The organism is Metabacillus rhizolycopersici (assembly GCF_020075705.1).
In genome coordinates, this window is record NZ_JAIQUM010000008.1 from 26,893 (window position 1) to 52,984 (window position 26,092).

Below are 26,092 nucleotides of genomic sequence, written 5' to 3' on the forward strand. Positions count from 1 at the left end.
GCCTCCTAAACTTTTGAAACTATTTTTCTAAGTTTTGCTATGTTTTCTCCACCTATTACTTTAGCTGCTATTGTTTTTACATTACTTTTAAACCTAGCCTTTGGTGGTAACCAGCTTTTATAGAAGTGATGCATCGCATACGTATTTTTAGTGATAAACTTCCTACAGTTTATATAATCATATGGAGAAAAGTATGTTTGAGGATAAAATACTCCTATATCTTCTATCTCTTGATAGTGTCCGTTCATTTTTAAACCTTTGTTTTTCAGTATCTCAGATACAATAGCTACATTGGTTAAATCATCGTAACTACCATTTTCTTTAATAAAATTCTTTTCTTTATATGAATTTAAAAATAACTTAATTAGTTTATTGTCCTTCTCTGCACCTATCGTACTTGTAGCAATATAGTTTTCTTGTTCAAAACCCCAAAATGACATATGATGCAATAGATCATCAAATGGTTTAAATACCTCTACATCAGTATCTAGGTATATTCCACCAAAGTTATATAAAGCATATACTCTTGCATAATCACTTACGAAAGCAAACTTCCCAGATTCATAAGCCTCTTTTACATATAAATTGCTGTTTATATCAAAGTTGTTTTCATTCCATTCTCTAATTTCATAACCAGATAAATGCTTTTTCCAGCTTGCTATACATTCTTTTACAATATCAGGCTTTTCTTTACCTCCGAACCAGCAGTAATGAATAATTTTAGGGATCTTACTAGTATTTGTATTCATTTTATTCTCAACCTCCCTTCAATTATGAACCTAGAAATAATAGCTGAAATTATACTTCTATTTTTATTAATTCTTTAACGCATTTTATGACTCTCATTTGATCTTCTTCCGTCATATTTGATCCTGAAGGAAGGCACAATCCTGTATTGAACAAATGTTCTGACACATTAATATTTTCACTGTGAGAATAGTATTTAACCCCTTCAAATAAAGGTTGCATATGTAGGGGTTTCCAAACAGGACGGGCTTCTATATTTTCTTCAGCCAAAGTATTTAATATTGAATGTATTGAAGTTCCCGTTACTTTTTCTTCAATGGTTAATACTGTAAGCCATCGGTTAGATTGTGTCTGGTTTAATTCAGGCATAAATTTAATCCCAGGTATAGAACTTAACTCTTGAGTGTACCGATCAAATAGTAACCTTCTAGCTTGTACTCTCTCTTCCAATACCTCTAATTGTGCCCTACCAATACCAGCAAGTATATTGCTCATTCGATAATTAAAACCAATTGTACTATGTTGATAATGGAGAGCTGGATCCTTTGCTTGAGTAGCTAAAAACCTTGCTTTCTTTAAAGCTTCAACATCATTAGATACAAGCATACCTCCACTAGAAGTTGTGATAATTTTATTCCCATTAAATGAAAAAACACCAAACTTGCCAAATGTTCCACTCGCTTTACCTTTATAAGTAGAGCCGAGAGATTCGGCTGCATCCTCAATTATCGGTACATCATATTGATTACATAAAGAAACGATTTCATCCATTTTTGCACTTTGGCCGTATAAATTAACAACTATTACTGCTTTAGGCATCCTACCATCTATAAATGCTTCTTTAAATGCTATCTCAAGTGCTTGTGGTGACATGTTCCATGTTTCAGGCTCTGAATCAATGAATACTGGTTCAGCCCCCTGATAAAGTATAGGGTTCGCACTTGCGACAAAAGTCAGAGAAGAACAAAATACTTGATCCCCTTTTTTTACATCTAATAAAGAAAGAGCCAGATGAATTGCTGCAGTACCCGAACTAACGGCAACAGCTTCACTGACTCCTACATAATTTGCTATTTCTTTTTCAAAGGCATCAACGTTTGGTCCTAATGGTGCGATCCAATTTGTTTCAAATGCTTCATTGATATAATTTATTTCCTTTCCGCTCATATGAGGAGCAGATAAATATATTCTCTTCTTAATAATGTTCCCCTCCTTAAGAGTTGAAAGCTTCTTCATATTGAGTAATAAAAAGATGTTGAAATTCCCGTATGGCTGATAATTCTTTCAAATTATTGATTTGATAATGTGCCATAAATTCCTGTTTTTCAGTAATATTTGCATAGATTCCAATTTCTCTTTCAATATGCACTGTTTTCCAACCAAGTTTCTTCGCTGTTATAAAATCTTTAGATACATTGTCGCCTATATATACACATTCATGATGAGACACTTGTAAATTTAAACAAGTTTGTTCATATGGCTTATGACTTGGTTTCCAATGGTTCCTTCCAAATTGGTCTGTTAAAATAATCGAATGAAACTTTTCTTCTATTCCTAATGAATGAACCTTGTTTGTTTGTGCACCAAAGTATCCATCAGATATCAGACCAATTTTTACATTTTCATCCAAATTATCTAATACCCATTTGGAATCTTTTAATAATTGTATTGATGGTTTATGAGAACGATATAAATTAATCATACTCTGAATTAATTTTTCATTGTATGGAATCTTTAATAGATCAAGAGTTTTATTAAATATGTATTTCTTTTCTCCTGTTTCAAAAAAGGTCATTGCAACTTCGTAAAATCCACCAATATTATAGTTCTCAATAATCCATTTTTCCAATTCTTGCATCCCGCTTCTTACATAATCACTTTCATAATAAAGAGTATCATCCATATCAAAGACTATAGCTTTAATTGGCATATTGAATACTCTCTGTATAGACAGCTTCATCAAATCTGAGCATTGTTAAATTTTCTTGCCAAGAATAATCTTGAACATTAAAAATTTCTCCTTTTGATGCTTGAATGGTCCATAATGGAAAATTTGCACCAGCTTGAATAGATAATGGAATTCCACCACCAAACCTAGGATTAATTTCAATAAATGTTATTTCTCCATTACTCTTCTTAAAACACTGCAAAGTTAAACAACCAGCTGGTTGTGGTAATAAATTTACTACTTCCTCAACAGCATTAATGATCGTAGTATCCTTCTCAGTTACTCCTTTACTCACTTCACCTGCTCTCGTTTCTATACGCATCCTTGGTACAATCGTCTTAATATTCCCTTTAAAATCAACCATAACGTCAACAGTATATTCAGTACCCTCAACATATTCCTGAACCATAGCATTTGGAATATACTCTCTAAAAAAAATAAGCTCTTTTTCATTATAAATTTTTGTAACACCCTTACTTGAACTACCATCAAGAGGTTTAATAAGCAAAGGGAACTTATAAGCTTTATCTTCAAGTTCTTCACTAGTATAGACTTTAGGAGTTAGAATACTATTTTCAACAAAGAATTGAAAAGTTTTTTTCTTATCAGATGCAATCTCGTTTAATTCAACACTAGAAACTAATACCTTAACACCTGCTTCTTCAAAAAGGTGTCGATTTTTCGCTAAGAGGGTTAATTCAGTGTCGATTAAAGGTATGATTAAATGTATCGATTCTTGCTTACAAATTTTAATTAGTTCCTCTAAATAGTTAGGGCTGCTTATATTTGGTACAATCATATGCTTGTCACTAAAATAAGCAGATGGGGCATTATTTTTTAAATCTGCAGTTATAACTTTCCCATTTATATATTGCTGTTGATAAACCTGTTTAAAATAGTTTAATAGCGCAACTCTTCTTCCGGAACTTGTAAATAATATATTCATCTCAGTATTCTTTTTCATTTTTCAAACTCCCTTTAAAAACTGGCATTGTTGCATGATCACCATGCTTTATCCCTTCTGATTTTATTACCTTTTTTATTGTTAAAAACAAAATCTTTAAATCTAGGAAAAAACTTTGATTTTCAACATACCACACATCTAATTCAAATTTTTCTCCCCAAGAAATACTATTACGACCATTTATTTGTGCCCAGCCAGTTATACCTGGTCTTACCTGATGGCGCCTTGCCTGCTCTTTTGTATATAGTGGTATATAGTCCATTAATAATGGTCTCGGGCCTACTAAACTAATATCACCTTTTATTACATTTATTAATTGTGGAAACTCATCTAAACTAGATTTTCTTAAGAACTTACCAAATGAAGTTAATCTGAATTGATCAGCTAACAACTCACCATCTTTATTTTTTTCATTTGTCATTGTTCGAAACTTATAAAAGTAAAAAGGCTTACTATGTAAGCCAGGTCGTTGTTGTTTAAAGAAGATTGGTGATCCTAATTTTATTCTTACAAGTATTGCTATTGAGAGCATAATTGGGGAAAGCAAAATTAGTATAATTACCGAAACTACTAAGTCAAAAAAACGTTTCATTATTTCCTCCCTTTCACTTAGTGGTGTACGACATAAATTGCTGTTTAATATCTTCAATTAGTTCTAAAACACTGATGTTTTCTGTTTCTTGACCTTTTTTATAAACATTTTCTAGAATTTCTTGTAAATTTTGTTCAGTTATCTTCCCATAAAAATTCATTTTACTACCTCTTAAAAATTAATATAATCACTTCTATAATACATATTCAATGATATTACTTGTTCATAATAAAAATACATTAAATAACAAACTAATAAACCATAATAAACGAATTTTCTGCTATTCTCTTTAAATAAGTAAATAATCCAAGAAATTAAGATTAAGTTATATAAACTGAAATAAATATTAAATCTTGCAAATATCCAATTTTGTGTTGCAATAATCGAAAATAGTAACCCTATAATTGACATATTTACAATAATGTCACTTTTGGGCCAAAGTTCTCTTAATTTATGTCTTCCAAGATAAGCTATTACAACAGGAACGGCATCAACAAGTACCCTGATTTTATTTGCTCCACCTTCTGCAAAATTACTATAATTTCCGTATTGAGAATCTTCGAGTGCAGAAAACAATACTTTAGAGAATTGATCAAACCCTACAACAATTAATATTGCGAACGTCAATAACAAAAATGTAACTTTCGTCCAAGCTTCTCTTCGAACAATAAAATAAATAGGCAATAGAATTAGTGCACTCTCGTGAAAAGTAGAGGCGAAAAGAACTACTAAAAAATACTGTTTAAACTTACCCGTTAGCAAATACTTTGTTGCCCAAAATATTAAAGAAGCTGCAAGAAATTGACGAATGCCATTCATTGATACGATAAACATTCCAGATGTAATGAATACATAAAAACTTATTTCTATCATTTTTGAATATTTATATAGAGTAATAACAATTAATAAATTTGTAACCAAAGCTGTTATAAATAAAAGAATTTGTGGGTCGTTTGATATATTCTTTAAATACATTTGTAAAACACTAAATCCAGGATCTTTATTCTCTAAGGCGTATTCCCACGTAAAATCAATTGTTTCATATGCATGCATATAGAAATAAGTATCACCAATTGTGTTTCTTAAACCCGATACGAGTACTAAGCATGCTAAAACCAAAAATATAATAAATTTATTAGGTCTTATAAATGTTTCATCAGGTGCAGCTCGGTTAACTGGAATATACCTTGATAAAAAAGCAAAAACAAAAACAATTAGAAGCGTAGCCCATAATACCGTCATTTTTTATCCTTTCGATTTTACTAATTCCATTACGTTTTCGTTTTAGACATGATCAAGTAATACAAGATAAACCCTAGTGGTGTTGCGAACAAAGTTAGCATTTTTAAAGGTGATTCATTAATAAATCTTTTATTTTTAGAAATTAAGCTACTAGAAACATAATGAATAGCTTGCCTAAATTTAAATTTCTTTCCAGCAAATGAAAGCTTCATTAACTCCTTACGATAGAACGCAAAACCTTTTGGATTAACTCGATACTGTTTTAGCATATTTAATGATGAACCATCGGGTAAATATTCAACAATACAAAGGACTTCATTCATTAATAGCATTGGATATTCTTCGTCTAACTTATGGTATTTATATGCTAACCCAACATATTTTTCATTTTCAAAGATAGGGTATGGGTATTTTTTCGTTAACTCAGACCTATAAACAAGCTTTTTGTCTCCAGTTACACCAAATTTATTGTAAAGATCAAAAAGGGTTGATTGGTTAATATGCTCTGACATTTTTGTGCCTATAACTTCTCCATTCTTAAATGCATCAAGACCAATCATCCCACTTACCTGATCATTTCCATTCTCTTCCCAGAATGAGAGAATTTTTCCCACAGCATCAACCGGCATATAATCATCCGAATCAATACAAACATTTAATTCTGTATCAATATGCTCATATGCTGTATTATGAGCACCGTGCATTCCCTGATTTTCTTGTTTTATATACCTTATTTCCACAACGCCTTCTCTTTTCCACTGATTAACTAATTCCTGTGTGTTATCAGTAGATCCATCATCAATAATTAGCCATATGAACTCTTTGTTTGTCTGAGACTTTAAACTCTCATAGCAAACATGCAGACAATAAGCCCTATTATAGGTTGGAGTGAATACAGTTAATTGCTTCAACAAATTCACCTCACCATTCCCAAGTAATAATCATTTATTAAATTAGCAGTATTTTTTATATCATATCCTTGTTTAGATAGAGCCTGCTTTGAAATATTTCGGCTTACATCATTAGCTGAGATTTCCCTTATTTCTTCTACCCATACGTTTTTATTATCGATAGGTAAGAATTTTACAAGATCCATCCTCATATCCACTTCTTCTGTAATATTTTCCGAAATCAAACACGGTAATCCCGATCCCTGCGCCTCAATCAAAGTTACAGGTAAGCCTTCATGAAAGGATGGAAAAACAAATAGATCAAATGCTTGTAACAAACTATTAATATCACTACGAACGCCAAGAAACTTTACCTTCTCTTCTAATCTCAATTTTTTCACTTTTTCTTCTATGTCAGATCGTAAAGTTCCATCCCCAGCTAAAACTAAATAAGACTTAGGAACCACCTTATTTAACTCATTAAAAATATCAATTAGAAACGCATGATTTTTTTGTTGATTAAAGCGACCTACATGTCCTAAAACTAAACTGTCATGTTCTACACCGAGCTCATCTCGAATCTGGTCTCTTACGTTCTTTGAAAATGTAAATTTATCAGTCTCGATCCCGTTTTTCAAAAGCTTGGATGAATCAGCTTTGTTTTTAAATAACCATTCTGCAGCCAATTTTGAACATGCTAAAAAGTGAGTCGCTGATTTTTCTATATTGCTACCTGCATATTCTTTATAAAGCTTCGCAGCGAATCCACCTTCACTCTGTGTATTATGACTATGCGCTATCCGAACCGGAATCCCGGCTTTCTTAGCAGCCCTCAGAACAAAGCCACTCATTTTATCCATGTGAGAGTGGACAATTTTGTATTGATTATTTGCTTTGAAAAATTGACTTAAATTCTTTATGTAATGAAAATGTCCGCCATCAGTAATATAAGGGATCCGATGGATCTTTCCACCCAACTCTAAAATCTCCTGATCAAATACTCCTTCATTACATGTCAAAAAGTCGAATTGTACCTTCGAACGATCGATGTTGCGATATAAATTCATGATGAGTGTTTCTGCTCCACCACGATTCATATTTACAACCACATGCAATACTCTTATTGGGCTTCCCAACTTATCCCCTCCATTTCTTTCATGAATCTCTCATATAAATGACTCTTTTCATTTAATATCGTATTGACGCTATATGTCTTTTCGATTCTTTCACGACCATTATCACCTAAAGTCTTGATGAGGTGCTGTTCATTTGCAAGAAGTATAATTTTCTTAGCCATATCATTTATATTTCCAGGGCTAACAGTCCAACCATTATATTGATTCACAATAAGTTCATTATGTCCCCGATTCTCCGTAGCAACAACAGGCAACCCACACGCCATCGCTTCCATAATATTAACAGGTAATCCTTCCCGTAAGCTTGAAGCCACAGCAACATCACACATCGGAAGTAGGTTTACTATGTCATTGCGATATCCTAAAAATTCCACCATATGGTCTACACCTAGTTCAGATGCTAGTTTCTTGCAAGTATCTTGAAGTACTCCTTCTCCCGCTAACAAGAGTCGCGCATTTGGAATCGAGTCCTTGATTTTAGCCAATGCCTTTATTAAAAATTGCTGATTCTTATTCTTGTTAAACTCAGCTGCGTAAAACATCAAGAAGTCATCCTCTTTATATCCAAGCCGCTTTCTTCGTTCATGCTTAAGTTCTTTATCAATAGGCTTAAACCGCTCCGTATCTACCCCGACACCGTGAACATGCTCAATCTCTCCAGCCCTAAATCGATGTGAAATGGCTAAATTGTAATCTTCTTCATTGATCGTAATCAAGCAATCCGTATATCTAGCGAGCACCTTCTCAATCGGATAATAAAGAAGCCAGTTCATAATTGGGCCTCCCTTACAGAAATGAAAACCATGTGCTGTGTAAAACACCTTTGTTCCATGTTTTCTTGCTTGCTTTGCTGCTAGCCTTGTAAGCACACCGCCCATTGGTGTATGACAATGGATAATTTTATAATCATTTTTATCGATGATTGCCTTTAGCTCTTGATAAGCAGCAACGTTTTTTGCTTGAAATGGCGAGCGCTGAATCGGTATATTATATTTCTGATCCACGTACGGAAGCTCGATTTCTCCGCTTGCTGCAATATGAACCTCCCAGCCCTTCTCTTTGAACCATTTCAAAATTGGAAGATGAAAGGCTTTGAAATGGTAGTCAACTGTTGCACAGAATAACACTTTATTTGTCATGGATTTTCACCCTTTTTTGAAGCATGAAAAAAACACCCTAATAGTGAGGGTGTTAAATTTCAGTTACTTCTTTTTCTATTACCTTATTTAAAAAGTCTAGTAGCTCGTGCCTTAAGTCCTCACGCTGCAGAGCAAGCTCAATCGTTGTTTGAATGAATCCCAACTTCTCGCCTACATCATAGCGTTTACCTTCAAAATTGTAGGCGTAAATTGCCTCGATTTGGTTAAGTGTAGCCATCGCATCTGTTAGCTGAATCTCACCACCAGCACCTGGCTTTTGTTTAGAAAGGATGTCGAAAATTTTCGGACTTAAAATATAGCGACCCATGATTGCTAGATTAGAAGGTGCATCCTCTTGCTTTGGTTTTTCTACTAGATTGCTAACATTGTAGAAACGCTCATCAATCTCTGTTGCATCGACAATTCCGTAACGTGATACTTCTTCGTCTTTTACATTTTGGACACCAATGATTGATGCATTATAGCGCTCGTATTGTTCAATCATTTGCTTTAAGCAAGGTTTTTCAGCTCTAACAATATCGTCACCTAGTAATACCGCAAACGGTTCATCCCCAATGAATTTACGGGCACACCAAATCGCGTGACCTAATCCGCGTGGTTCCTTTTGACGAATATAGTGAATATCAACTAGCTTAGAAGCCTTTTGGACCTCGTTTAATAGATCGAGTTTCCCTTTTTCCAATAAGTTCTGCTCTAACTCAAACGAGTGATCAAAATGATCCTCAATTGCACGTTTTCCTTTTCCTGTCACAATAATGATATCTTCAATCCCTGACTCAACAGCTTCTTCAATAATATATTGAATCGTTGGTTTATCAACGATTGGGAGCATTTCTTTTGGCATTGCCTTTGTTGCTGGTAAAAATCTTGTTCCTAATCCAGCTGCAGGGATTATTGCTTTTCTTACTTTCACCTTTGACATCCTCCCTCTTTTTAAACTGAGACTAATTTCTTCTCATTTGGTACTCGTTCATTTGCTAGATCTACTACCATTTTTCTTAAATGATCACGATCAAGCGATCTAAAGTTGTTAATAATGTCTTCTATTTCTTCTATATAAAGCTCAGATGTTTTACCGATGTAGATCTTAGGATAAATCTGTTCTTCATGAATTTCGTCTTTCTTAAGAAGTTCCTCGAAAAGTTTTTCACCTGGTCTCATCCCGGTGAATTCAATGCCAATCTCATCAATATTGTTACCTGAGAGTTTGATAAGATTTTTGGCAAGGTCAACGATTTTTACTGGGTCACCCATATCAAGGACAAAGATCTCTCCACCCTTGGCTAATGCTCCAGCCTGAATGACTAGTCGAGAAGCTTCTGGAATCGTCATAAAGTAACGGACCATATCTGGGTGAGTAACTGTTACTGGTCCACCTTTTTGGATTTGCTTTTTAAAAAGTGGGATCACACTTCCTCTGCTTCCTAACACATTCCCAAATCGAACGGCAACAAATCTTGTTGAACTGATTTGATCAAAATGCTGGATAAGCATTTCTGCTAATCGCTTTGTTGAACCCATGACACTTGTAGGATTTACCGCTTTATCTGTCGAAATCATCACAAACGTTTCAACCTCATGAATACTTGCAACCTCGGCAATATTCTTTGTACCAATCATATTGTTCTTTACTGCTTCCTCTGGACTTCGTTCCATTAGAGGTACATGTTTATGCGCTGCCGCATGGTAGATAACATTTGGTTGATAGATTGTCATAACATTCATCAGTTTGTCATAGTCTTGGAGATCAGCAATTTCTGTGATGATATCGATTTCAGTATCTTTGAATGCTTCTTTTAATTCCATTTCGATCGAATAAATACTGTTTTCTCCGTGTCCTAGTAAAACTAATCTCTTCGGATGAAATTTAGAGATTTGCCGACAAATTTCAGAACCAATTGAACCGCCTGCACCGGTAACGAGCACGACTTTATCTGTCACATAATCACTGATACTCGTCATATCTAGTTCAATTGTTTCTCGTCCCAATAGATCTTCTACTTGAACATCTCTAAATTGATTGACCGACACTTTGCCAGTCATTAAGTCTTCAAGCATCGGAATCATTTGCGTTTTTGCTGATGTTTTTGCACATTCATTAAAAATTTGATTGAGCTGCTTTTTGCTTAAGGAAGGAATCGCTATCACGATATTGGCGATATTATATTCTTTTGTTAGCTGTTCGATTTGATTTACGCCACCAATGACCGGTATCCCCAAAATATCTAGCTTCTGTTTTTTTACATTATCATCGATAAAGGCAATAGGTTGCAGCTCTGCATCATGACTACTCATGAGCTGCCTTGCTACCATCGTTCCGGCAGAACCAGCTCCTACAATTAACGTCCTTTTCATATTAACAGGATGTTTTAAGTATGTATCTCGGTATATTCTCCAAAAAAACCGTGAACCACCGATTAGAAGTAAATGAATCATCCATGTAATCGCTAAAATTCGAACATGAACCTGCTGTATGACAAGTAGTTGGACAGCTGCTGTCACGATAATCGTATATGTGATAACCTTAAAGATACTAATCAGTTCACCAATGCTCGCATATTCCCACGCTTTTTTATAAAGCTTATATAATAAAGAGAATAGATGATGACCAAGTAGTAAAGAAATGGAACTTACCAGCATTGTTATGGTCAAAGTTGAACTATTTGGATTGATTAACATTTGACTAAAATAAATCGTTGATAAGACAATACATGAATCTAATAGGATTAACAGCCACATTCTACTATGGTAGGACAACGCTTCTTCACTCCTTTCTTATTGATTTTCTGATGGTTTCTTTAACATGACCATCCGTTTTTCAATCGTGTAGTCTAGTACCTTTTTAAATTGTTCAAGTTGATCGATTGATGCATCTTGTTTTATGTATCGCACTAGTTTTTTCATGGCCTTTGGAAATTGATCAAACTCCTTCATTGTTTCAGGCTCCTTTTTTATAAAATAATTACCTATATATCTCGCAAATCGAGACATATAAGTAATTATTTTAATAATATGGGCATTTAACCCATCCTCACACCACACTCCTGACGACTCGCGTCTAAGGCATCTTTCAACCCACAGTATGGCCGAGTACCTCCATTGATAAAGGCAAGGAGATATCGCCTAAAATTAATTATTACGCGCAAAAAATTCTTAATAAAGAACAAAAGATTAAAAAGTTACTCTCTTTCGTTCAAAATAACGCCTAATACCTTTGCCCTAACTAGGTTTAATAAGCGCTTTGCTTCAACAGCCTTTTCACGTTCTGTCTTACCACTGTTTAACACTAAAACGGCACCATCGCATTGTCCAGCTAACAGCTTTGTGTCTGTTGTTTCTAAGACTGGTGGACAATCGAAAAGTATGACATCATATTCATCTCTTATCTCATTAATAAACTGACTCATTGCCTTTGAACCGATTAATTCTGTTGGATTTGGAGGTATTAAGCCGCTTGTTAAAACTTCTAACCTTCCGATTTTAGTTTGAAATACGGATTCTTCTAATGTTTTGCGTCCCATTAAAATATCGGTTAAACCATAGGAGGTTTTTAAGTTGAATGATGTATGTAGTGTGGGTCTTCGTAAATTAGCATCAATTAACAATACTCTGTCTCCTTGCTGAGAAATTGAGATTGCTAAATTTATGGCTGCCGTTGTCTTTCCTTCTCCAGATGATGGTGAAGTAAGAATTAACATTTTATGTTTACAACCGTCAACTGATAGAAATTGAATATTCGTTCTGATTGTCCGAAATTGCTCTGCGATTTGCGAATCGGGATTCGTATGTGAGACAAAATGGCGCTTTGTCATTTCCTTTAAAGTCTTCTTTGAATTCAAATTAAGAACCAAGTGTCCCACTCCTATTTTCAAAACTAGTTTTCTTTTTTATCTTTTTTTGCATATTTTTCTTTTTCATTTTCGAGACAGATCCTAACACTGGAATGCCTAATAATTCTTCGACTTCATCCTCTTTTCTTACACTATCATTTAACGAATCTAGTAAAAATGCGAACCCTATTCCAATGACAAGCCCACCTATTAATGAAAGAATGATTGTCCGATTTTGATCCTGATTAATCGGGTTTGGATCGACCTTAGCATCAGATAATAACCTTACATCTTCGAAATTCATAATACTTGGTATTTCTTCTTTATATGTTTGGGCTACCGAATTTGCAAGTATTGCTGCTTGTTCTGGATTTGAATCAAATACGGTTATCGTTACAACCTGAGAATTCTCGATACTGCCAACACTTATTTTGCTACTTAAGGTTTCTGGAGGATATGGTAAATCTAACTTATTCACAACCTTTTCCAAAACAGTTGTGTCTTGGATGATTACCTTTAATGTTGTAATTAATGTACTATCTGCTCCAATAATAACTCTTGCTGTTGATTGATACATAGGAGCGTAGGTAGCCTTGGAGTATAATGCTCCTGCTGATGTTGCAAGGATTGTGATTAGTACAATAGCCCATACATATCTTTTTAATACTTCAACAATGTCTTTTAAATTGATTTCCTTTGCTTGCTTACGTTCTCCTAAATGTTTATCCTCAAGCTCATGAAAGCTAGACATAACACTATTCACCCACTCATTAAGTTTATTCTTGATAAAGAACGAATAACGTTAGAAATCCAAATTCAATTCATTTATTTAAACCCCTAAAAAGGTGCTCTTCGTTCTATAATCAAGAATAGTTCACTATAAAGAACAAGTCAATATTTTTTGCGTATTGTTAATAATTTTTACATAAAATCAACAATTGCTCACTTTCACGTCTTTTGCATAGAATACTAGTCCATACTATTTTACTATGCAAAAACAAAGCTACCTCTTAATCGTTTTATATTGGTATCACAGTGTTTACGACTAATAGATTGTTCTTTTATATGCTTTCAAACAAATAATTAACCTTCTACCAATATATGCTATTCTACCTATTTTTAAAAACTCTGAAATTCCGTTGTTTTTTCGTTAAAAAGAACAATTTCCCCTATTTTTCTCCTAATACCTCTTCTTTTCATATCTTCTCATTATTTTATTAAGAACGAATTGTTTCATATAATGAATGGCGAGGAACTATATTTTTGTATTAGAAGATAAGGAGACCGTATATGGTTGGAGAACGTTTAAGGGAGTTGAGGCAGGAGAAAGGATATTCGATTAGTGAATTAGCTGAGTTAGCTGGTGTGTCGAAATCTTATTTAAGTTACATTGAACGTGATGTACAAAAAAATCCTTCGCTTCAATTTTTAAAAAAGATCGCTTCATCACTTGAAACAGATGTTGAAGGGTTGTTAGGGACTTCGTCTTCAGACGTACAATCAAAGGATTTCGTTTTTGATGATGAATGGAGCAATTTATTAAACAAAGCCATTAATGAAGGAATGAGCAAAAAAGATTTTAAGGAATTTCGCGATTATTTAAAGTTTAAAAAATGGAAGGAAGCAAAGCCAGACTCTACGAATCGTAGCCAGGAGGATAAGCTAAATGATTGAAGTCACGGAGTTCTCTCAAACAAACCTTTTAGATCAGGAATGGATCGAATTAATGATAGAAGCAAAACAGCTTGGATTATCCTTTGAAGAGGTTCAACACTTCCTTCAAAATGGAAACGCTTTGAAATAACAAGAAGGCCGTCATCAGACGACCTTCTTGTTATTCTTTTGAAACGAAGATTTTATAAACGAAGACGTCTTGGTACTTACTGATACTTTCTTGGAATCTTGGATCGTCCTCTTGTAATACTCCACTCGTCAATTCATCGCCATCATCTTCAATTGTCATGCCAATAATGACTTGTTCATTTAGCTTGAAGGTGACCTCCTCTTCAAGCTTTTCGAAAATTGCGGATGAGTTAGCCTCTTCGTATTCACCATTTGACGCCATTCTATTGTACCCATCGCCATAATAAGTTAATGCTTTAACTGAAAAAGTCTTATCCGTTTTTTCCCTTGTTAAGAGGATTGATTTTAATTCTTGATCATCTAAAATTGTATCAGCGCTTTCTGCAACATTTTCTTGTTTTACTCCATCATGATAATGTTCAACAATGATATGGAACAAATGACCACTTGGAATCGCTGATACATCATAGCCTAAAACTTCCTGGCCACTTAGCCCTTCAATCAATAATGTCTCTCTTTTTGTATATTCAGTAGGAGAAATTTTCATTGCCTCTACATCTGATGAACTTGTTTCGTCGTTCGAACAGCCTGCTATCAGCAAAAAAGTAAGGACGAATAATAATGTTCTCAATCGCCTCCACCTCCTCCTCCATCACCACTGGAGTCACCAAAACCACCCGATGAATCATTGGAATCATGGTGATCCTGACTATGCTTATGGTCTGAATCCCCAATGATATATGGTGGAATGAAAGTCGAATGATCCTTTCGCGATTTTACATTCCCCCTCGACTTTGAGCTAATTCCGATTCCAATCATGATAAAAAGTACCATAATAAATAAGAACGTTATTATAATGCCAGTCATTGTGATTCCCCCTAAAAAATATTCTCAAGCTTTTAAACAATGTATACCCTCCTTACTTTTGGTAATAAATACTAATAAGGATGGTGTTCATCAGTGAAAAAATGGATATTTCTACTAAGTTTATTATACGGTATTACAGCTACTCATGGTTTATTTACGCCTGAAGTTCATGCTGTTTCCCAAAAGTCTTGGGAGGATTATGCTGTAAAGGAAACGAAAAAACGTTATCCTCTTTCACAAGTATTGTTTTCCCAAAAAATTTGGGATCAGGAAAAGAAGGATATAACCGTTAAGCAATACCGTTTCACATTAAGGGAAGGCATGGAGGATTTTGCCGTTTATACGACCATTACCTTTGATTCTTCTACAGGTGAGATTAAAAAGGTTCAGGTCATTCCGGAAGCTTAGAGTGAAAATAACAATAGACAGTGCTGCGGAGATATTCGTAAAAATGCTGGTCTGTTTGATGTTCTACACAACTAATGTATGAATATCAAATAGGTCAGCATTTTTTATAACGCGAGAATTCCATTAGTGGCGTCCTTTCTCCTCTAATGGCGGCTAGCAAGATAAAAAAACAGCACAATTTCATAATTAGAAATTGTGCTGCACTCAAACGTTATTTTTTCCGCTTATTCATTATGAGCTTAATTGAAAATGGTATAATACCTAACCACCTGTTGCTGTAGTACGAAGAAGAGGTTTCAACTTGCTTCCGTTCTTCACGTTGCTGTTTGCGGGTTTCCTTTGGTGTATCCATATACTTTACGATTTGTTGTGTCACGTATTTCACATAATCATTTGTTGACAAGGTACAAACACCTCAATTATTATTCTTACCACTAATTATTTCCAATAACGATCAATTTTAATCGAGTTTTCAATGCTTTTTACTAAGTGTCTTAAAAAGAAAGATATGAGAATGATTAATACTCAGACCATGAAATCATTTCATTTGATGTACTATCATATTGATATGATGCTGTATATGTCTTATTCTCCTTTGTTGCACATGAAAGCTGTACTTCAAAAATGTTAGGAAGATTTTCTCTAATTGTATATGTGAAGCTTCCATTCAAGGTATTTTTTGTTGTTTCATTTGTTGTCGTTGTTTCACTTTTGATTTCCATTAGGGATTGATCGACCGCAAGCTGCATTAAATTTTCTAGTAAATAGTATTGCTCTGTTTCAGCATAAAATTGCTTATCACTTATCAAATTCGTTGCGATGTGTCCAACAATTAACAAGCAGAATAGAACCATAACCATTGTTGTTGGGAAAATAAATCCTTTTTCGTTCTTCATACGCCTGTTCTGTCCTTGAAGGTTCGAAACATGTGACTGTAGTCCTTTCCTGCTTCACTTACGACGTGTATTCGAACACCTGAGCTCTCCTGTTTAAATGAAACACTTTGCACTTTTAGTAAAAATATCTCATGTCCTTGTCCACCTATTTGTCTCCGAATTAGGTTTTGGTATCGATTAATATTGACAAGCTGGCCCTGTTTATTTGTAAATGAAAGTGCTGATTCAGTGACAGTAATATTCCTCGATTCCTTCATTTCTCTATGCAATTGAATGACAAACAACTCCCATTCATATGGCTTTAAATCATTCGGTTGTTGCGAATTTGCAAGTAGGAAGTGCAGAATCATTGTGAGCGAAGAGATAATGATTGAATAGATCAAGAAGGACAGCAGTAAATTTAACAAGGTGTAACCACGTTCATTCTGATAAAAGAAAGCAAATTGATTCTTCTTTTTTATACAGGTTAGTCCATTGCAAGCAAGCTTTTGTATAGTCATTTTCCTCCTCCCAAATGATCATGTAAGTTACATTCTCATGGACAATTTCTTCATCAAACATTGGCTTTTCATCAAGTATGACTTGCTGTGTTTTTTCATAGAGAATTTTATAGGCGTTGGTTGATTGTTGAGTGTTTATTCTTTCTTGTGTTAAGAGGACGAGCTGAGGGATGAGGATCGTAACGATTATGCTCCACATACTGAACGCAGCAATGGTTTCTGCCAAAGCAAATCCTTTACAATTTTTCAATCTTAAACCTCCCTTTCCCCAGATAAAAAGTCGCTTTGTATGTACTTTTTTTATAATAGATATAGATCGTTCCACTTTTTTGAATCGAGCCGTTGCTATTATAGATAATCCGATTCGAAAGAGCAGAACCTTCAATCACGATGTCAGAAGAATAGTTCCTTTTAAAAAAAGGTGTACTTCTACTAGTTGATTTAACATCGTATTGTTGCTGATTTGCGTTAATTAACAAGTAAACAGACTCTTCATTTACTAATGCGAATTGCTGTGCGTACATGAGGTCTTTTTCAAATTGAGTTAAAAATGATTCAATCACCTTTTTCTGATGAATCGGAACGATATTTGTAATGAGGACTAAACTCATAATACTAACGATTGATAGGACGAGTAGTGATTCTAGCAGTGTAAAGCCATTTTTTTTATGCTTCTGATGCAGGTCCACCTTCAGTAACCTCACCGTCTGTGGAAATCACTACACCATTTCCATTAGGGCAAACTGGTGTTGCACGCAAATATTTTTCTGACACTAGCTCTTCGACAGATGGAACTTTTTTGTTATCAATTTGATAAGCCGTTACTTGGGCTTGAACCATATTAATTAATCCATCACATCCCTTCTCTTGGATACTTGCATTATGTTTTGTTACATTCGGAATGGTAATGAGCAACAGGACTGATATAACTAAAAGAACAATTAACATTTCGATCAAAGTAAAACCTTTTTGATTTTTCATGGGCTCCTCCTATAGGTTTTCCATCATTTTGTACATTGGTAATAGCATCGATAAATAGACGAATAAAATGACGATTCCTACAAATGAATAAATAGTCGGTTGGATAATTGTCATCGCTTTAACGATTTTATGTTCAAGTTTTTCAATCACGAATTGACTATACATATATAGCTCCCTTGCTAGCTGCCCGTTCGCTTGACCATGGAGAATAACAAGAGAAAGCTCTTTTTCATAAAATTCTCGGTCTGCAATTATTTGGTGAAGATGTGCACCTGTTCGTAAATTTTCAATTAAATGTGATGCTTCAATTCGATAGAATGGTAAAATGTTTTGCGTTTCAAATATTTTTAGGCTTTCAAACGTCGACATTCCGCCTCTTAACAAATTGCTGAGCTGTAGCGCAAAAAAATAGCTATGGAACATGATAAAAATTTTATTTACAATCGGGATTTTGAGTAATACCCTCATTTGGGCATCAATCGTTTTTTTCTTATAGGAAACGAAATAATAGAAAAGAACAACGACAGCGAAGACAATAATTCCTATGCCCAGCCACTTTATTGTGGTAAAAACGAAAAGTAAAAAAAGCGAGAAAAATGATGCTTCAATATTCATTGAATCGTACAGTTGTTGAAACTGTGGGGTAATGACGGCTTGGACGATTGATAGAATAATACTAACAGTGATGATTAGAAAGACTGGATAGCGAAGAAGGTTCGTTAATTTTTCGAGTTGAGTCATTTTTTTGTGAAGGATTTCGCTACTTTCTCGTAAGGCAAATTCCATATCACCATGCTGTTCAGCAAAGTATAAATAACTCAATACATCCCGATGAAAACGCAGATTTGTAAGGGCTTTTCGAAAGGAATGTCCTGATGAGAGCAATGTCATACATGCAAATAAATCTTCCTTTTTGCGCCCTTTTTCATTTACGAAAAGGAAGTTTAGTGCCTCATTCAATGTGTACCCTTTCTCAAGCATGCTGCTTAACCTTTTTAAGATCGCTGCTTGATCCTTTAAAGTCCATTTTTGATTAATCTTCATAATGGAACACCCAGCGATCGTATGAATTAGGATAAAGATACCCGAGCGCAATTCCTTTTTTTATCACGTCCTTTAAAGTTGGATAATAATATGACGCTGCTTCTCCCTTAGCTTCTTTCACGACAGCTGATAGATTTTTGCCATAAAGTAACTCATAAATGCTCAAACGCCTTTTTTCCCTAAGCTTTTTACAATAAGGTGAACATGCCCCTTCACAAAACGGGCATTTGAGCTGTACTAATCGTTGAGCAGACACAGCAATCAATGTTTGTTCAATTTCGGATAGACTAACGTCAAATTCGAGTAACCTGTAAATCGCACCTTTTGCATCTCTTGTGTGCATTGTAGATAATACTAAATGTCCTGTTAGGCTCGCTCGTATCGCAATCTGGGCAGTTTCTCGATCGCGAATTTCACCTACCATGATGATGTCTGGATCATGTCTTAAAATTGCCTTTAGCCCAGCAGCATACGTAATACCAGCTTTCTCATTTACCTGAACCTGCATGACCTCTTCACTTTTTGTTTCAACAGGGTCTTCTAACGTAATAATATTTCGATTAAAATGGCGTTTGGCATAGTGGATAAGAGAATAAAGTGTGGTCGTTTTGCCCGAGCCGGTTGGACCAGTGAATATCATCAGACCGTGTGAATGATTTAGGATTGAGAGTAGCTTATTTGTCGTTGCAGGAAAGAGTGATAGCTGTGTTATCGGTGGAATTTTCTCTTGAGGTAAAATTCGGATCACAAGGCTTTCTTCATGAATGGTCGGTAGTGTTGATAATCGTAAATGAACATTAATATTTGTCGTTGAAATGGAAAGTGCACCGTTTTGCGGTCTCCTTCTCTCGCCAATATCCATCGAGGCAAGAAATTTCAAATGCGAGATAATTCGTTCACAAACCTCCTTTTTCATCGAATGCTTTTCAATTAAGTCATCATCCACACGGAATTGAATAAGTGTTTCTTGTTCCTTTGGGACAATGTGTATATCAGATGCACGTAATGCACAAGCTTCTTCGATAATTCGTTCACTTATTTGTTCAATCGTCTGCATCATCTCATCTCCTCTCTATTACTCATGCAAACTCATTGTACAAAATGCTAGAAGGTTTATCACCTTGAGAAATTGAGGGTTTGTGTGGGGATATTTTCATTATGTGGCGGGAATATGTTCAAAAGAGGTACAATTGTGGTGTAAATGGTATGTAAAAGCTAGATTTTAAACAAAATAAAAAAACCTTCTCAATTACAAGAAAAGGTTCAAACGCCTCCATGTTTGGAAGCTTGTTCGACTATTGCTATCATGTAGGGTGGAAATATTTGAACATATAAGGTAAACTACATTTCTCTCTCTTCTATCCTATTCCAAGTATAATGAGTTGGTTTGGACTGATGTACGAACTTCTGTTAACAAATTTTACCCTTTTATAGAAAGATGAGTTTTACTTTAGCAATTTCCCGAGTTTGTTGATAGTAAAATGTAAACGCTATTTACAAGTAGACAAAGGGTACATTATAATAATGGGAGGGATGGAATTCTATGACAATTCCATTTTATTAAACGCTATCATTTTTTTCGAAGATGTAATTTGAACCTGATAACAGGGCAATAATACAGCTGCAGAGCCAATAAAGGAGGGATACATATGGATCGAATGTTCCGAGTGCTAGGTTTCTGGACAGGAATCTTCGCTGTTATGTTTTATCTTGGTGACATGAAGACTACTTCCTTACTCTTTTTCGGACAAACTGGATTTTTCGTCTTTTTATCCTATTTAAATTTATCCGAACGCATGTACATTTATATTTTCGGTGCCTACTTAACGGTTTTCTTTGTCGGATTTACGTATTGGACAACATTTATGATGATTCCTGGTCAGGCAGTTGGGCATTAATTCAAAAAAGCAGGTAGTTCCTTATCGGGACTACCTGCTTTTTTGATTGTTTAGCTTACTATAAAATTCTTGTACTATGGATAAGTGCATGACATCCAGCTCCAACGCCTAGCCCCTCGGGGTCATAAGCCACGCATAAATTGAAGGCAAAGAACGCCTTTTCTATTCATGCGCGTCTTATGCCTGCCTTAGGCTGATCAAGGCGCTTCCGCTTTTGTTCTTAAAAGCCATTTAAAAACGGATTTCTCTCCATCTCTGCTTCAATGCTCGTTTCTGGTCCATGACCTGACAATACGAGTGTATCTTCAGGTAAAGTGAGGAGCTTATCTTGAATACTTTTTATTAGCTGATCATGATTTCCATCTAGTAAATCTGTGCGGCCAATGCTCCCTGCAAATAACGCATCTCCCGAGAAAACAAGACCTGCTTCCGCAGAGTAATACGATACACTTCCTGGAGAATGACCTGGTGTTTCATAAACCTGTAATGAGAAGCTGCCAATCGTAAGTGTTCCTTCACTTTTAATTAATTCATCAGCTTCTGATACTGTGACAGCACCTCCCATAAAGTTTTGTGAGGCATTTAACGAAGGATTTGTAAGCCAATCCTTTTCATTTTTATGTACGTATACTGGAATCTTCCATTCGTTACGAATTTCATCTACTGCACCTATATGATCAAAATGTGCGTGTGTAAGTAAGATTGCTACCGGCTTTAAGTGTTGCTGCTGTAGAATGCTAATTAACTTGTTTGCGTCCCCACCTGGATCGATGACGAGGCATTCTTTCTCATCATTTGAAAATAAATAGCAGTTTGTTTGAATCGGTCCTAATGGTAATCTTCTCCACTTCATGTTTATTCCTCCAAATATCATTTCATTGCTTATATTTTACACTACTCAAATGACATTAGATACCATTAATCCCTTGAATTCATTTTTCGTTCACTGGTCATAATATAGATATAATTGGAAATTGAACTCGACAAACATTATGAAAACGTTTAAAATATTAGAAGGACTTGCTTGTATCTTGCATATCTATTTTGCAATTCAAGTAAAATGATCTACATAAGGTAAGGGGGCTTTTAAATGGGCTTAATGGTTATTTTCAGTCTTATTACGATTCTTGCAATTTTTGGATTCTTTCGTTCACTAAAAGAAAAAAATATTCTCGGTATATTATTTGCGTTCGGAACATTTACTGTATTTGGATGGTTTACAGTCATGACTCTCTTAAATAATGGTTTCCCGACAGTGCATTAACAGATTATCGTAATCATCTTGTTACAAATATTGGACGTATACACTAGGAAATGAAACGATCCCTTAGCTAATCTGCTAAGGGATTTTTCACTGTCCGACCGAAATTCAAATTAAAGATTGATCAAATTATGCCGATATATTAAGAGACTATTTTATTCAAGGAGATATCGGTATGAAAAAAGGTAAACATTGGTACGAAAAAACATTACAACGGCAGATACTATTGCCTTTCATTCTCATTATCATAATAAGTTGTTTTCTGCTTACAACAGTCAACCATTATTTTAATTTTACTGCTATAACGAAGGATTTTGAAACCAATGTAAATAAATCCACACTTGCATTAAATGATACGTTTGAGTTATTCTTCAACGAAACAGAGGCTGAAATTAACCGTATTTCAAGCAACGTAACAGGTATAAATGATCAAGAAGAGCTTATGAAAATACTTGTTGAATCAAAAACATTTAATGAAGCATTTATTAGTGCTTATTTTGCAGAAGAAGCCGGTGCTCTCACCATTTATCCCAAAGCCGATCTAGGCGCCGATTTTGATCCTAGAGAACGACCATGGTATCAGGAAGCGGTTGAAAATAAAGCAATCACTTGGACTGAAGCATATGTCGATTCTGCCACCAACCAAACGGTTATTACCCTGACTAAGCCAGTCTATGACAATAACACTCTTATCGGAGTGATGGGAATCGATATTAGTATACAGACATTAACCGACCTAATTAATAAGACAAAATTCGGAAAGACAGGCTTTGCTTTTATCGTCGATCAAACCGGACATATTCTTGCCCATCCAGATGAATCAAAAGTAACACAGGATTTTAGCAGAGAAAAAATTTATCAACAAATGATCAATGAAACTGGATCTTTAACTGGAAACCTTGATGGAAAAGACAGAATTTTTGGATATGCGACGAATCCTACTACACAATGGAAAATAGTTGGGTTACTTGACAGTAGCGAAGCAGAATCCCGTTCTAACGCATCTCTATTGCCGATTTTAACTACACTAGCGGCAATTCTAATCCTAGCTGTCATATTATCAATCTTCATTGCAAAATCGATAACGAAGCCAATTAGTCGATTAAATACGACTGTTCAGAAAATGGCGAATGGTGACTTAACTATGACATCAGACATAAACCGTTCTGATGAGATTGGTCAGCTCGCCCGTAATTTTGATGGAATGGTCCATAAACTACAAGGAATGCTCAGATCGATCCGGACTATTTCCGAAAAAGTGACGGATTCATCAATGACACTTGTAGCAAGCGCGGAAGAAAATACAGCTGCTTCTAATGAAGTTGCGATTACAATCCAACAAATTGCAGGTGGGACGTCAGACCAAGCTGAAATTCTTCAAGATAATGAAACGGCCATTATGAATGTAACAGAAAAAGTAAGTGAACTCGATAAAAACACGAAAATGATACAAGAAGATTCCAAACAAATGCTCCATGTTTCTGAACAGGGAATTGGCAAAGTGACGGAGTTAAAAAATCAATTTGATATCACACGCGATTTAGCTGGGCAAATGGATCAAGCAGTTCAATCCTTGGATAAACGGTCCCGAGAAGTGAGTGAGATTGTTAATAAAATCACCGCAATTGCTGGGCAAACCAATTTATTAGCTTTAAATGCTGCGATTGAAGCCGCTCGTGCAGGTGAACATGGGAAAGGTTTTGCAGTAGTTGCAGATGAAGTGCGGAAGCTTGCAGAGCAAACGGAGAATTCCTTAAAAGAAATATCTTCATTAATCGGTTTTATGCAATCAGATACCATGAACACTGTGCAATTAATTGAACATACAAACAAACAAATTCACGCTCAAAATCATGCAGTTACTGATACAGAGCAAGCTTTTCACTCTATTACCAAGACTATTTCTGAAACCTATAGCAAATTTGAAGCAATCTCAGAAGTAGTCGATCACATTGATGGTCAATCACATTTGTTCAGATCAAGAGCTGGACAGCTAACAGCGATTAGCCAAGAAACTGCTGCTGGGACGGAGGAAGTATCTGCATCTATTGAAGAAACAACTGCTTCGATTGAACAGCTAAGTCAACTTGCCACTGATTTACAAGATATTTCGAAACAATTGCAAAATGAAATTAGTTTATTCAAAATTGAAGCAAAGTAAATTGTTGAAAAGGGAAGGCTTGCATTCAAACCTTCCCTTTCCCATTTATCGCTGGGGCGGATAAGCAAAATGGCTGATTGGACTTATTCCAATCAGCCATTTTTTATTAATTTGTGTTTAGATGTTTATTTACACTTTCAAGTTTTCCTGCCATTGTTGACTTTTTATCACGTCGATCGTCGATACGAATATTTGTTGCAACCCTTTGAATTCCTTTATTAAAAGGTGCTTCATGGATTGCTGCTATCACTTCAAATAATGTTGGCAGTTCACCTTCAATAATTGTGTTCATCGGTGTTAATTGAAACGTAATTTTACCCTCATTTTCATACTTTTTCAAGATATGTTGGATGTCTGCTACATATTTACTTACGCTTGGACTTTCAGTTCCTAGTGGAATGACTGTTACATCTACGATTGCCATTTGATTTCATCCTTTCTACTTCATTTTAATAAGTTGCATAATCGTATTGTCTTCTAACTGAATAAGATTTTCAAATCTTGCACCGTATAAAGCGAATGCTCCGTTTGGAGATAATTTGAATGGTAGATTTTCAATCGTTTCGATGATGGTTTTCTTTTCCTTTGTCTCAAGATCAAACGAAATAAGTGAAAAAGCTTTTTGAGCTTGATTTCCTTCAAACATATAATAAATAGATTTTCTATCGTTCATATCGTGATATGGAATAGCCCAATCAGAATATTGCGCGACTAGATGTGTAGGCATTTCTGTTAGAAGTTTTTTGTCAATCAGATCATAAAACTTTACAGAAGCTGCTCCGTCTTCGTCAACTAATTCAATTGTTGAGATTTCATTCATAAAATTCGTATTAGACACGACATTATTGGCAAGTAGCGTTTCTTGGTCGTTTTCATGATTGTAAATATATAGTGGTGCAGTTAATGAAGGTGCATCTTGATCCCATTTCAAATAAGATAGTTCATCATCATTTAACCATTGAATAAATGGCATTTCAATCTGATTATTCGCGATGGTCTTTTCCGCAACATTAATAATATAGGTTTGGAATGACCAATCTTCATTGAAGCTTGAAATAAACAGTTGAGTAGGATTGTTTTGGTCCCATGTATATTCTAACTCATTCGATTCAATCTTCGTGCTAAATGTACGATTTGCTTTTGAATCCAATATGATCAATTCCGCTTCATAGCTTGATGGACTAGTATGGACAAGAAATAAATTCTGCTCTGCATTTGCTTCAAATTGGACAATCGGTGCCTCAGCTTCAAAAAATAATGACGACTCACCTGTGAATAGATTATATGTATGAACGACAGACCCTTCTGCCTCATTTGTAATATAAAAGATCGTGTCGGCATCCTTCCAATCAGCAACAGAATGAAAAACACCTTCATTTAACTCTAGCGGCAATTTTACCTCCTCTTCAACGAAATTTCTTTCCGTTAGTTGATGATCGCTCATAGATGAAGATTCTCTATTTTGCTCTGGCTGATGAGATGGATTACAACCTGCACCAAAAAGCACGATTAACATAAGAAAATAAAAAAATTTAGTTAATCTCATCAACTCTCTTTTCCCCCCGCCCCTTTTTTGTTTATAAAGCGAGACTTACCTTAGCTTTTACGAGCTTTTACCCCCACCTAGTTCATTGATCCATTAAACAAGAGGTGGGGGTAAAACTGCCAGTTAATGCGGGATAAAATTCAATTCGTCTCTCTCAATAAAACACTCTACTTGTTATACGTTTTTAAATGGGTTTTGTTTCATTTATCTCAGCTTTT

Annotated in this window: 34 protein-coding genes; 6 read left to right on the top strand and 28 right to left on the bottom strand. The window is 35.0% G+C overall.

From position 1 onward, the window contains the following. Positions 1–5: 5 nt before the first annotated feature. The 15 genes from K9V48_RS05480 to K9V48_RS05550 form a co-directional block, all read right to left on the bottom strand. Entirely contained in the window at positions 6–749 is a 744-nt protein-coding gene (locus K9V48_RS05480) for a glycosyltransferase family 32 protein (protein ID WP_224137583.1), read from the bottom strand. A gap of 49 nt (positions 750–798) precedes the next feature. Next, entirely contained in the window at positions 799–1,983 is a 1,185-nt protein-coding gene (locus tag K9V48_RS05485) for a DegT/DnrJ/EryC1/StrS family aminotransferase (RefSeq protein ID WP_263432734.1), read from the bottom strand. Continuing rightward, complete coding sequence (locus tag K9V48_RS05490; RefSeq protein WP_224137585.1) at positions 1,961–2,677, bottom strand: HAD family hydrolase; 717 nt, start codon at positions 2,675–2,677, stop codon at positions 1,961–1,963. The genes K9V48_RS05485 and K9V48_RS05490 overlap by 23 nt, the downstream gene beginning before the upstream one ends. After that, positions 2,667–3,641 (bottom strand): ATP-grasp domain-containing protein, encoded by a 975-nt coding sequence (locus K9V48_RS05495; RefSeq protein ID WP_224137753.1) that lies wholly within the window; start codon positions 3,639–3,641, stop codon positions 2,667–2,669. Before K9V48_RS05495 ends, K9V48_RS05490 begins: the two co-directional genes overlap by 11 nt. A 1-nt stretch (position 3,642) precedes the next feature. Beyond that, positions 3,643–4,251 carry a sugar transferase gene (locus K9V48_RS05500; protein ID WP_224137587.1) on the bottom strand — a complete coding sequence of 203 codons (609 nt, stop codon included), beginning with the start codon at positions 4,249–4,251 and terminating at the stop codon, positions 3,643–3,645. Positions 4,252–4,264: 13 nt separating this feature from the next. After that, a complete protein-coding gene (locus tag K9V48_RS05505; RefSeq protein WP_224137589.1) occupies positions 4,265–4,411 on the bottom strand; it encodes a YwzD family small protein in 147 nt (48 codons plus the stop codon). Positions 4,412–4,422: 11 nt separating this feature from the next. Then, a complete protein-coding gene (locus K9V48_RS05510; protein ID WP_224137591.1) occupies positions 4,423–5,493 on the bottom strand; it encodes an EpsG family protein in 1,071 nt (356 codons plus the stop codon). 29 nt (positions 5,494–5,522) lie between these two features. Next, complete coding sequence (locus K9V48_RS05515) at positions 5,523–6,404, bottom strand: glycosyltransferase family 2 protein (protein WP_224137754.1); 882 nt, start codon at positions 6,402–6,404, stop codon at positions 5,523–5,525. Between the two features lie 5 nt (positions 6,405–6,409). After that, the gene (locus tag K9V48_RS05520; RefSeq protein WP_224137593.1) at positions 6,410–7,519 is read right to left on the bottom strand and encodes a glycosyltransferase family 1 protein; all 1,110 of its coding nucleotides are present in this window, start codon (positions 7,517–7,519) and stop codon (positions 6,410–6,412) included. Further along, positions 7,504–8,658 carry a glycosyltransferase family 4 protein gene (locus tag K9V48_RS05525; protein ID WP_224137594.1) on the bottom strand — a complete coding sequence of 385 codons (1,155 nt, stop codon included), beginning with the start codon at positions 8,656–8,658 and terminating at the stop codon, positions 7,504–7,506. The genes K9V48_RS05520 and K9V48_RS05525 overlap by 16 nt, the downstream gene beginning before the upstream one ends. Positions 8,659–8,710: 52 nt before the next feature. Beyond that, the gene (galU, locus tag K9V48_RS05530; protein ID WP_308012506.1) at positions 8,711–9,592 is read right to left on the bottom strand and encodes a UTP--glucose-1-phosphate uridylyltransferase GalU; all 882 of its coding nucleotides are present in this window, start codon (positions 9,590–9,592) and stop codon (positions 8,711–8,713) included. 20 nt (positions 9,593–9,612) lie between these two features. Continuing rightward, positions 9,613–11,436, bottom strand: a complete 1,824-nt coding sequence (locus tag K9V48_RS05535; RefSeq protein WP_308012507.1) for a polysaccharide biosynthesis protein — start codon at positions 11,434–11,436, stop codon at positions 9,613–9,615. Positions 11,437–11,454: 18 nt separating this feature from the next. Then, positions 11,455–11,613: a hypothetical protein gene (locus K9V48_RS05540; RefSeq protein WP_224137596.1), complete on the bottom strand. Its 159-nt coding sequence runs from the start codon at positions 11,611–11,613 to the stop codon at positions 11,455–11,457. A gap of 245 nt (positions 11,614–11,858) precedes the next feature. Further along, entirely contained in the window at positions 11,859–12,530 is a 672-nt protein-coding gene (locus K9V48_RS05545) for a CpsD/CapB family tyrosine-protein kinase (protein ID WP_263432735.1), read from the bottom strand. Beyond that, positions 12,520–13,260, bottom strand: coding sequence for a YveK family protein (locus K9V48_RS05550; RefSeq protein ID WP_224137597.1), 741 nt, complete (start codon positions 13,258–13,260; stop codon positions 12,520–12,522). Before K9V48_RS05550 ends, K9V48_RS05545 begins: the two co-directional genes overlap by 11 nt. 539 nt (positions 13,261–13,799) lie before the next feature. On the opposite strand from K9V48_RS05550, the gene K9V48_RS05555 reads away from it, so the two are divergent. Further along, positions 13,800–14,183: a helix-turn-helix domain-containing protein gene (locus K9V48_RS05555; RefSeq protein ID WP_224137599.1), complete on the top strand. Its 384-nt coding sequence runs from the start codon at positions 13,800–13,802 to the stop codon at positions 14,181–14,183. Then, complete coding sequence (locus K9V48_RS05560) at positions 14,176–14,313, top strand: anti-repressor SinI family protein (RefSeq protein WP_224137601.1); 138 nt, start codon at positions 14,176–14,178, stop codon at positions 14,311–14,313. The genes K9V48_RS05555 and K9V48_RS05560 overlap by 8 nt, the downstream gene beginning before the upstream one ends. A gap of 30 nt (positions 14,314–14,343) precedes the next feature. Here the strand turns inward: K9V48_RS05560 and K9V48_RS05565 are convergent, their stop codons facing one another. Both K9V48_RS05565 and K9V48_RS05570 read right to left on the bottom strand, forming a co-directional pair. Continuing rightward, complete coding sequence (locus K9V48_RS05565; RefSeq protein ID WP_224137602.1) at positions 14,344–14,943, bottom strand: YgaN family protein; 600 nt, start codon at positions 14,941–14,943, stop codon at positions 14,344–14,346. Then, positions 14,940–15,179: a YxzE family protein gene (locus tag K9V48_RS05570; RefSeq protein ID WP_224137604.1), complete on the bottom strand. Its 240-nt coding sequence runs from the start codon at positions 15,177–15,179 to the stop codon at positions 14,940–14,942. The genes K9V48_RS05565 and K9V48_RS05570 overlap by 4 nt, the downstream gene beginning before the upstream one ends. A gap of 93 nt (positions 15,180–15,272) precedes the next feature. On the opposite strand from K9V48_RS05570, the gene K9V48_RS05575 reads away from it, so the two are divergent. Next, a complete protein-coding gene (locus K9V48_RS05575; RefSeq protein WP_224137605.1) occupies positions 15,273–15,587 on the top strand; it encodes a DUF3889 domain-containing protein in 315 nt (104 codons plus the stop codon). A 211-nt stretch (positions 15,588–15,798) separates the two neighbouring features. On the opposite strand, the gene K9V48_RS05580 is transcribed toward K9V48_RS05575, so the two are convergent. The 8 genes from K9V48_RS05580 to comGA all read right to left on the bottom strand — a co-directional run bounded on the left by K9V48_RS05580 (position 15,799) and on the right by comGA (position 20,065). Then, a complete protein-coding gene (locus K9V48_RS05580) occupies positions 15,799–15,990 on the bottom strand; it encodes a YqzE family protein (RefSeq protein WP_224137606.1) in 192 nt (63 codons plus the stop codon). A gap of 115 nt (positions 15,991–16,105) precedes the next feature. Beyond that, on the bottom strand, positions 16,106–16,483 hold the full coding sequence (gene comGG / locus K9V48_RS05585) for a competence type IV pilus minor pilin ComGG (protein ID WP_224137607.1): 378 nt from the start codon (positions 16,481–16,483) through the stop codon (positions 16,106–16,108). Next, positions 16,480–16,983 carry a competence type IV pilus minor pilin ComGF gene (gene comGF, locus K9V48_RS05590; protein ID WP_224137608.1) on the bottom strand — a complete coding sequence of 168 codons (504 nt, stop codon included), beginning with the start codon at positions 16,981–16,983 and terminating at the stop codon, positions 16,480–16,482. Before comGF ends, comGG begins: the two co-directional genes overlap by 4 nt. Continuing rightward, positions 16,904–17,233, bottom strand: a complete 330-nt coding sequence (gene comGE, locus K9V48_RS05595) for a competence type IV pilus minor pilin ComGE (RefSeq protein ID WP_224137609.1) — start codon at positions 17,231–17,233, stop codon at positions 16,904–16,906. Before comGE ends, comGF begins: the two co-directional genes overlap by 80 nt. After that, on the bottom strand, positions 17,220–17,672 hold the full coding sequence (gene comGD, locus K9V48_RS05600) for a competence type IV pilus minor pilin ComGD (RefSeq protein ID WP_224137610.1): 453 nt from the start codon (positions 17,670–17,672) through the stop codon (positions 17,220–17,222). The genes comGE and comGD overlap by 14 nt, the downstream gene beginning before the upstream one ends. Next, positions 17,650–17,964: a competence type IV pilus major pilin ComGC gene (gene comGC, locus K9V48_RS05605; protein ID WP_224137617.1), complete on the bottom strand. Its 315-nt coding sequence runs from the start codon at positions 17,962–17,964 to the stop codon at positions 17,650–17,652. The genes comGD and comGC overlap by 23 nt, the downstream gene beginning before the upstream one ends. Before the next feature lie 9 nt (positions 17,965–17,973). Next, a complete protein-coding gene (gene comGB / locus K9V48_RS05610; RefSeq protein WP_224137619.1) occupies positions 17,974–19,008 on the bottom strand; it encodes a competence type IV pilus assembly protein ComGB in 1,035 nt (344 codons plus the stop codon). Further along, on the bottom strand, positions 18,998–20,065 hold the full coding sequence (gene comGA, locus K9V48_RS05615; protein ID WP_224137760.1) for a competence type IV pilus ATPase ComGA: 1,068 nt from the start codon (positions 20,063–20,065) through the stop codon (positions 18,998–19,000). Before comGA ends, comGB begins: the two co-directional genes overlap by 11 nt. 592 nt (positions 20,066–20,657) lie before the next feature. Between comGA and K9V48_RS05620 the strand changes: the two genes are divergently transcribed. Then, the gene (locus K9V48_RS05620) at positions 20,658–20,906 is read left to right on the top strand and encodes a DUF2626 domain-containing protein (RefSeq protein WP_224137621.1); all 249 of its coding nucleotides are present in this window, start codon (positions 20,658–20,660) and stop codon (positions 20,904–20,906) included. Between the two features lie 220 nt (positions 20,907–21,126). Here the strand turns inward: K9V48_RS05620 and K9V48_RS05625 are convergent, their stop codons facing one another. Beyond that, positions 21,127–21,759 carry an MBL fold metallo-hydrolase gene (locus K9V48_RS05625; RefSeq protein WP_224137623.1) on the bottom strand — a complete coding sequence of 211 codons (633 nt, stop codon included), beginning with the start codon at positions 21,757–21,759 and terminating at the stop codon, positions 21,127–21,129. A gap of 237 nt (positions 21,760–21,996) precedes the next feature. On the opposite strand from K9V48_RS05625, the gene K9V48_RS05630 reads away from it, so the two are divergent. Both K9V48_RS05630 and K9V48_RS05635 read left to right on the top strand, forming a co-directional pair. Beyond that, complete coding sequence (locus K9V48_RS05630) at positions 21,997–22,170, top strand: DUF2759 domain-containing protein (protein WP_224137625.1); 174 nt, start codon at positions 21,997–21,999, stop codon at positions 22,168–22,170. Between the two features lie 172 nt (positions 22,171–22,342). Continuing rightward, positions 22,343–24,328, top strand: a complete 1,986-nt coding sequence (locus tag K9V48_RS05635; RefSeq protein WP_224137627.1) for a methyl-accepting chemotaxis protein — start codon at positions 22,343–22,345, stop codon at positions 24,326–24,328. A gap of 106 nt (positions 24,329–24,434) precedes the next feature. Here the strand turns inward: K9V48_RS05635 and K9V48_RS05640 are convergent, their stop codons facing one another. Next, complete coding sequence (locus K9V48_RS05640) at positions 24,435–24,752, bottom strand: MTH1187 family thiamine-binding protein (RefSeq protein ID WP_224137628.1); 318 nt, start codon at positions 24,750–24,752, stop codon at positions 24,435–24,437. A 15-nt stretch (positions 24,753–24,767) separates the two neighbouring features. Continuing rightward, complete coding sequence (locus tag K9V48_RS05645; RefSeq protein WP_224137630.1) at positions 24,768–25,874, bottom strand: YqgU-like beta propeller domain-containing protein; 1,107 nt, start codon at positions 25,872–25,874, stop codon at positions 24,768–24,770. Between the last annotated feature and the right edge of the window lie 218 nt (positions 25,875–26,092).

Coding starts and splice junctions, on each gene's coding strand:
- K9V48_RS05480 (WP_224137583.1), bottom strand. CDS start 749: ATGAATACAAATACTAGTAAGATCCCTAAAATTATTCATTACTGCTGG.
- K9V48_RS05485 (WP_263432734.1), bottom strand. CDS start 1,983: ATGAAGAAGCTTTCAACTCTTAAGGAGGGGAACATTATTAAGAAGAGA.
- K9V48_RS05490 (WP_224137585.1), bottom strand. CDS start 2,677: ATGCCAATTAAAGCTATAGTCTTTGATATGGATGATACTCTTTATTAT.
- K9V48_RS05495 (WP_224137753.1), bottom strand. CDS start 3,641: ATGAATATATTATTTACAAGTTCCGGAAGAAGAGTTGCGCTATTAAAC.
- K9V48_RS05500 (WP_224137587.1), bottom strand. CDS start 4,251: ATGAAACGTTTTTTTGACTTAGTAGTTTCGGTAATTATACTAATTTTG.
- K9V48_RS05505 (WP_224137589.1), bottom strand. CDS start 4,411: ATGAATTTTTATGGGAAGATAACTGAACAAAATTTACAAGAAATTCTA.
- K9V48_RS05510 (WP_224137591.1), bottom strand. CDS start 5,493: ATGACGGTATTATGGGCTACGCTTCTAATTGTTTTTGTTTTTGCTTTT.
- K9V48_RS05525 (WP_224137594.1), bottom strand. CDS start 8,658: ATGACAAATAAAGTGTTATTCTGTGCAACAGTTGACTACCATTTCAAA.
- K9V48_RS05540 (WP_224137596.1), bottom strand. CDS start 11,613: ATGAAGGAGTTTGATCAATTTCCAAAGGCCATGAAAAAACTAGTGCGA.
- K9V48_RS05550 (WP_224137597.1), bottom strand. CDS start 13,260: ATGTCTAGCTTTCATGAGCTTGAGGATAAACATTTAGGAGAACGTAAG.
- K9V48_RS05555 (WP_224137599.1), top strand. CDS start 13,800: ATGGTTGGAGAACGTTTAAGGGAGTTGAGGCAGGAGAAAGGATATTCG.
- K9V48_RS05560 (WP_224137601.1), top strand. CDS start 14,176: ATGATTGAAGTCACGGAGTTCTCTCAAACAAACCTTTTAGATCAGGAA.
- K9V48_RS05570 (WP_224137604.1), bottom strand. CDS start 15,179: ATGACTGGCATTATAATAACGTTCTTATTTATTATGGTACTTTTTATC.
- comGG (WP_224137607.1), bottom strand. CDS start 16,483: ATGAAGAACGAAAAAGGATTTATTTTCCCAACAACAATGGTTATGGTT.
- comGF (WP_224137608.1), bottom strand. CDS start 16,983: ATGACTATACAAAAGCTTGCTTGCAATGGACTAACCTGTATAAAAAAG.
- comGC (WP_224137617.1), bottom strand. CDS start 17,964: ATGAAAAATCAAAAAGGTTTTACTTTGATCGAAATGTTAATTGTTCTT.
- comGB (WP_224137619.1), bottom strand. CDS start 19,008: ATGAAGATTAATCAAAAATGGACTTTAAAGGATCAAGCAGCGATCTTA.
- comGA (WP_224137760.1), bottom strand. CDS start 20,065: ATGCAGACGATTGAACAAATAAGTGAACGAATTATCGAAGAAGCTTGT.
- K9V48_RS05620 (WP_224137621.1), top strand. CDS start 20,658: ATGGATCGAATGTTCCGAGTGCTAGGTTTCTGGACAGGAATCTTCGCT.
- K9V48_RS05625 (WP_224137623.1), bottom strand. CDS start 21,759: ATGAAGTGGAGAAGATTACCATTAGGACCGATTCAAACAAACTGCTAT.
- K9V48_RS05630 (WP_224137625.1), top strand. CDS start 21,997: ATGGGCTTAATGGTTATTTTCAGTCTTATTACGATTCTTGCAATTTTT.
- K9V48_RS05635 (WP_224137627.1), top strand. CDS start 22,343: ATGAAAAAAGGTAAACATTGGTACGAAAAAACATTACAACGGCAGATA.
- K9V48_RS05640 (WP_224137628.1), bottom strand. CDS start 24,752: ATGGCAATCGTAGATGTAACAGTCATTCCACTAGGAACTGAAAGTCCA.
- K9V48_RS05645 (WP_224137630.1), bottom strand. CDS start 25,874: ATGAGATTAACTAAATTTTTTTATTTTCTTATGTTAATCGTGCTTTTT.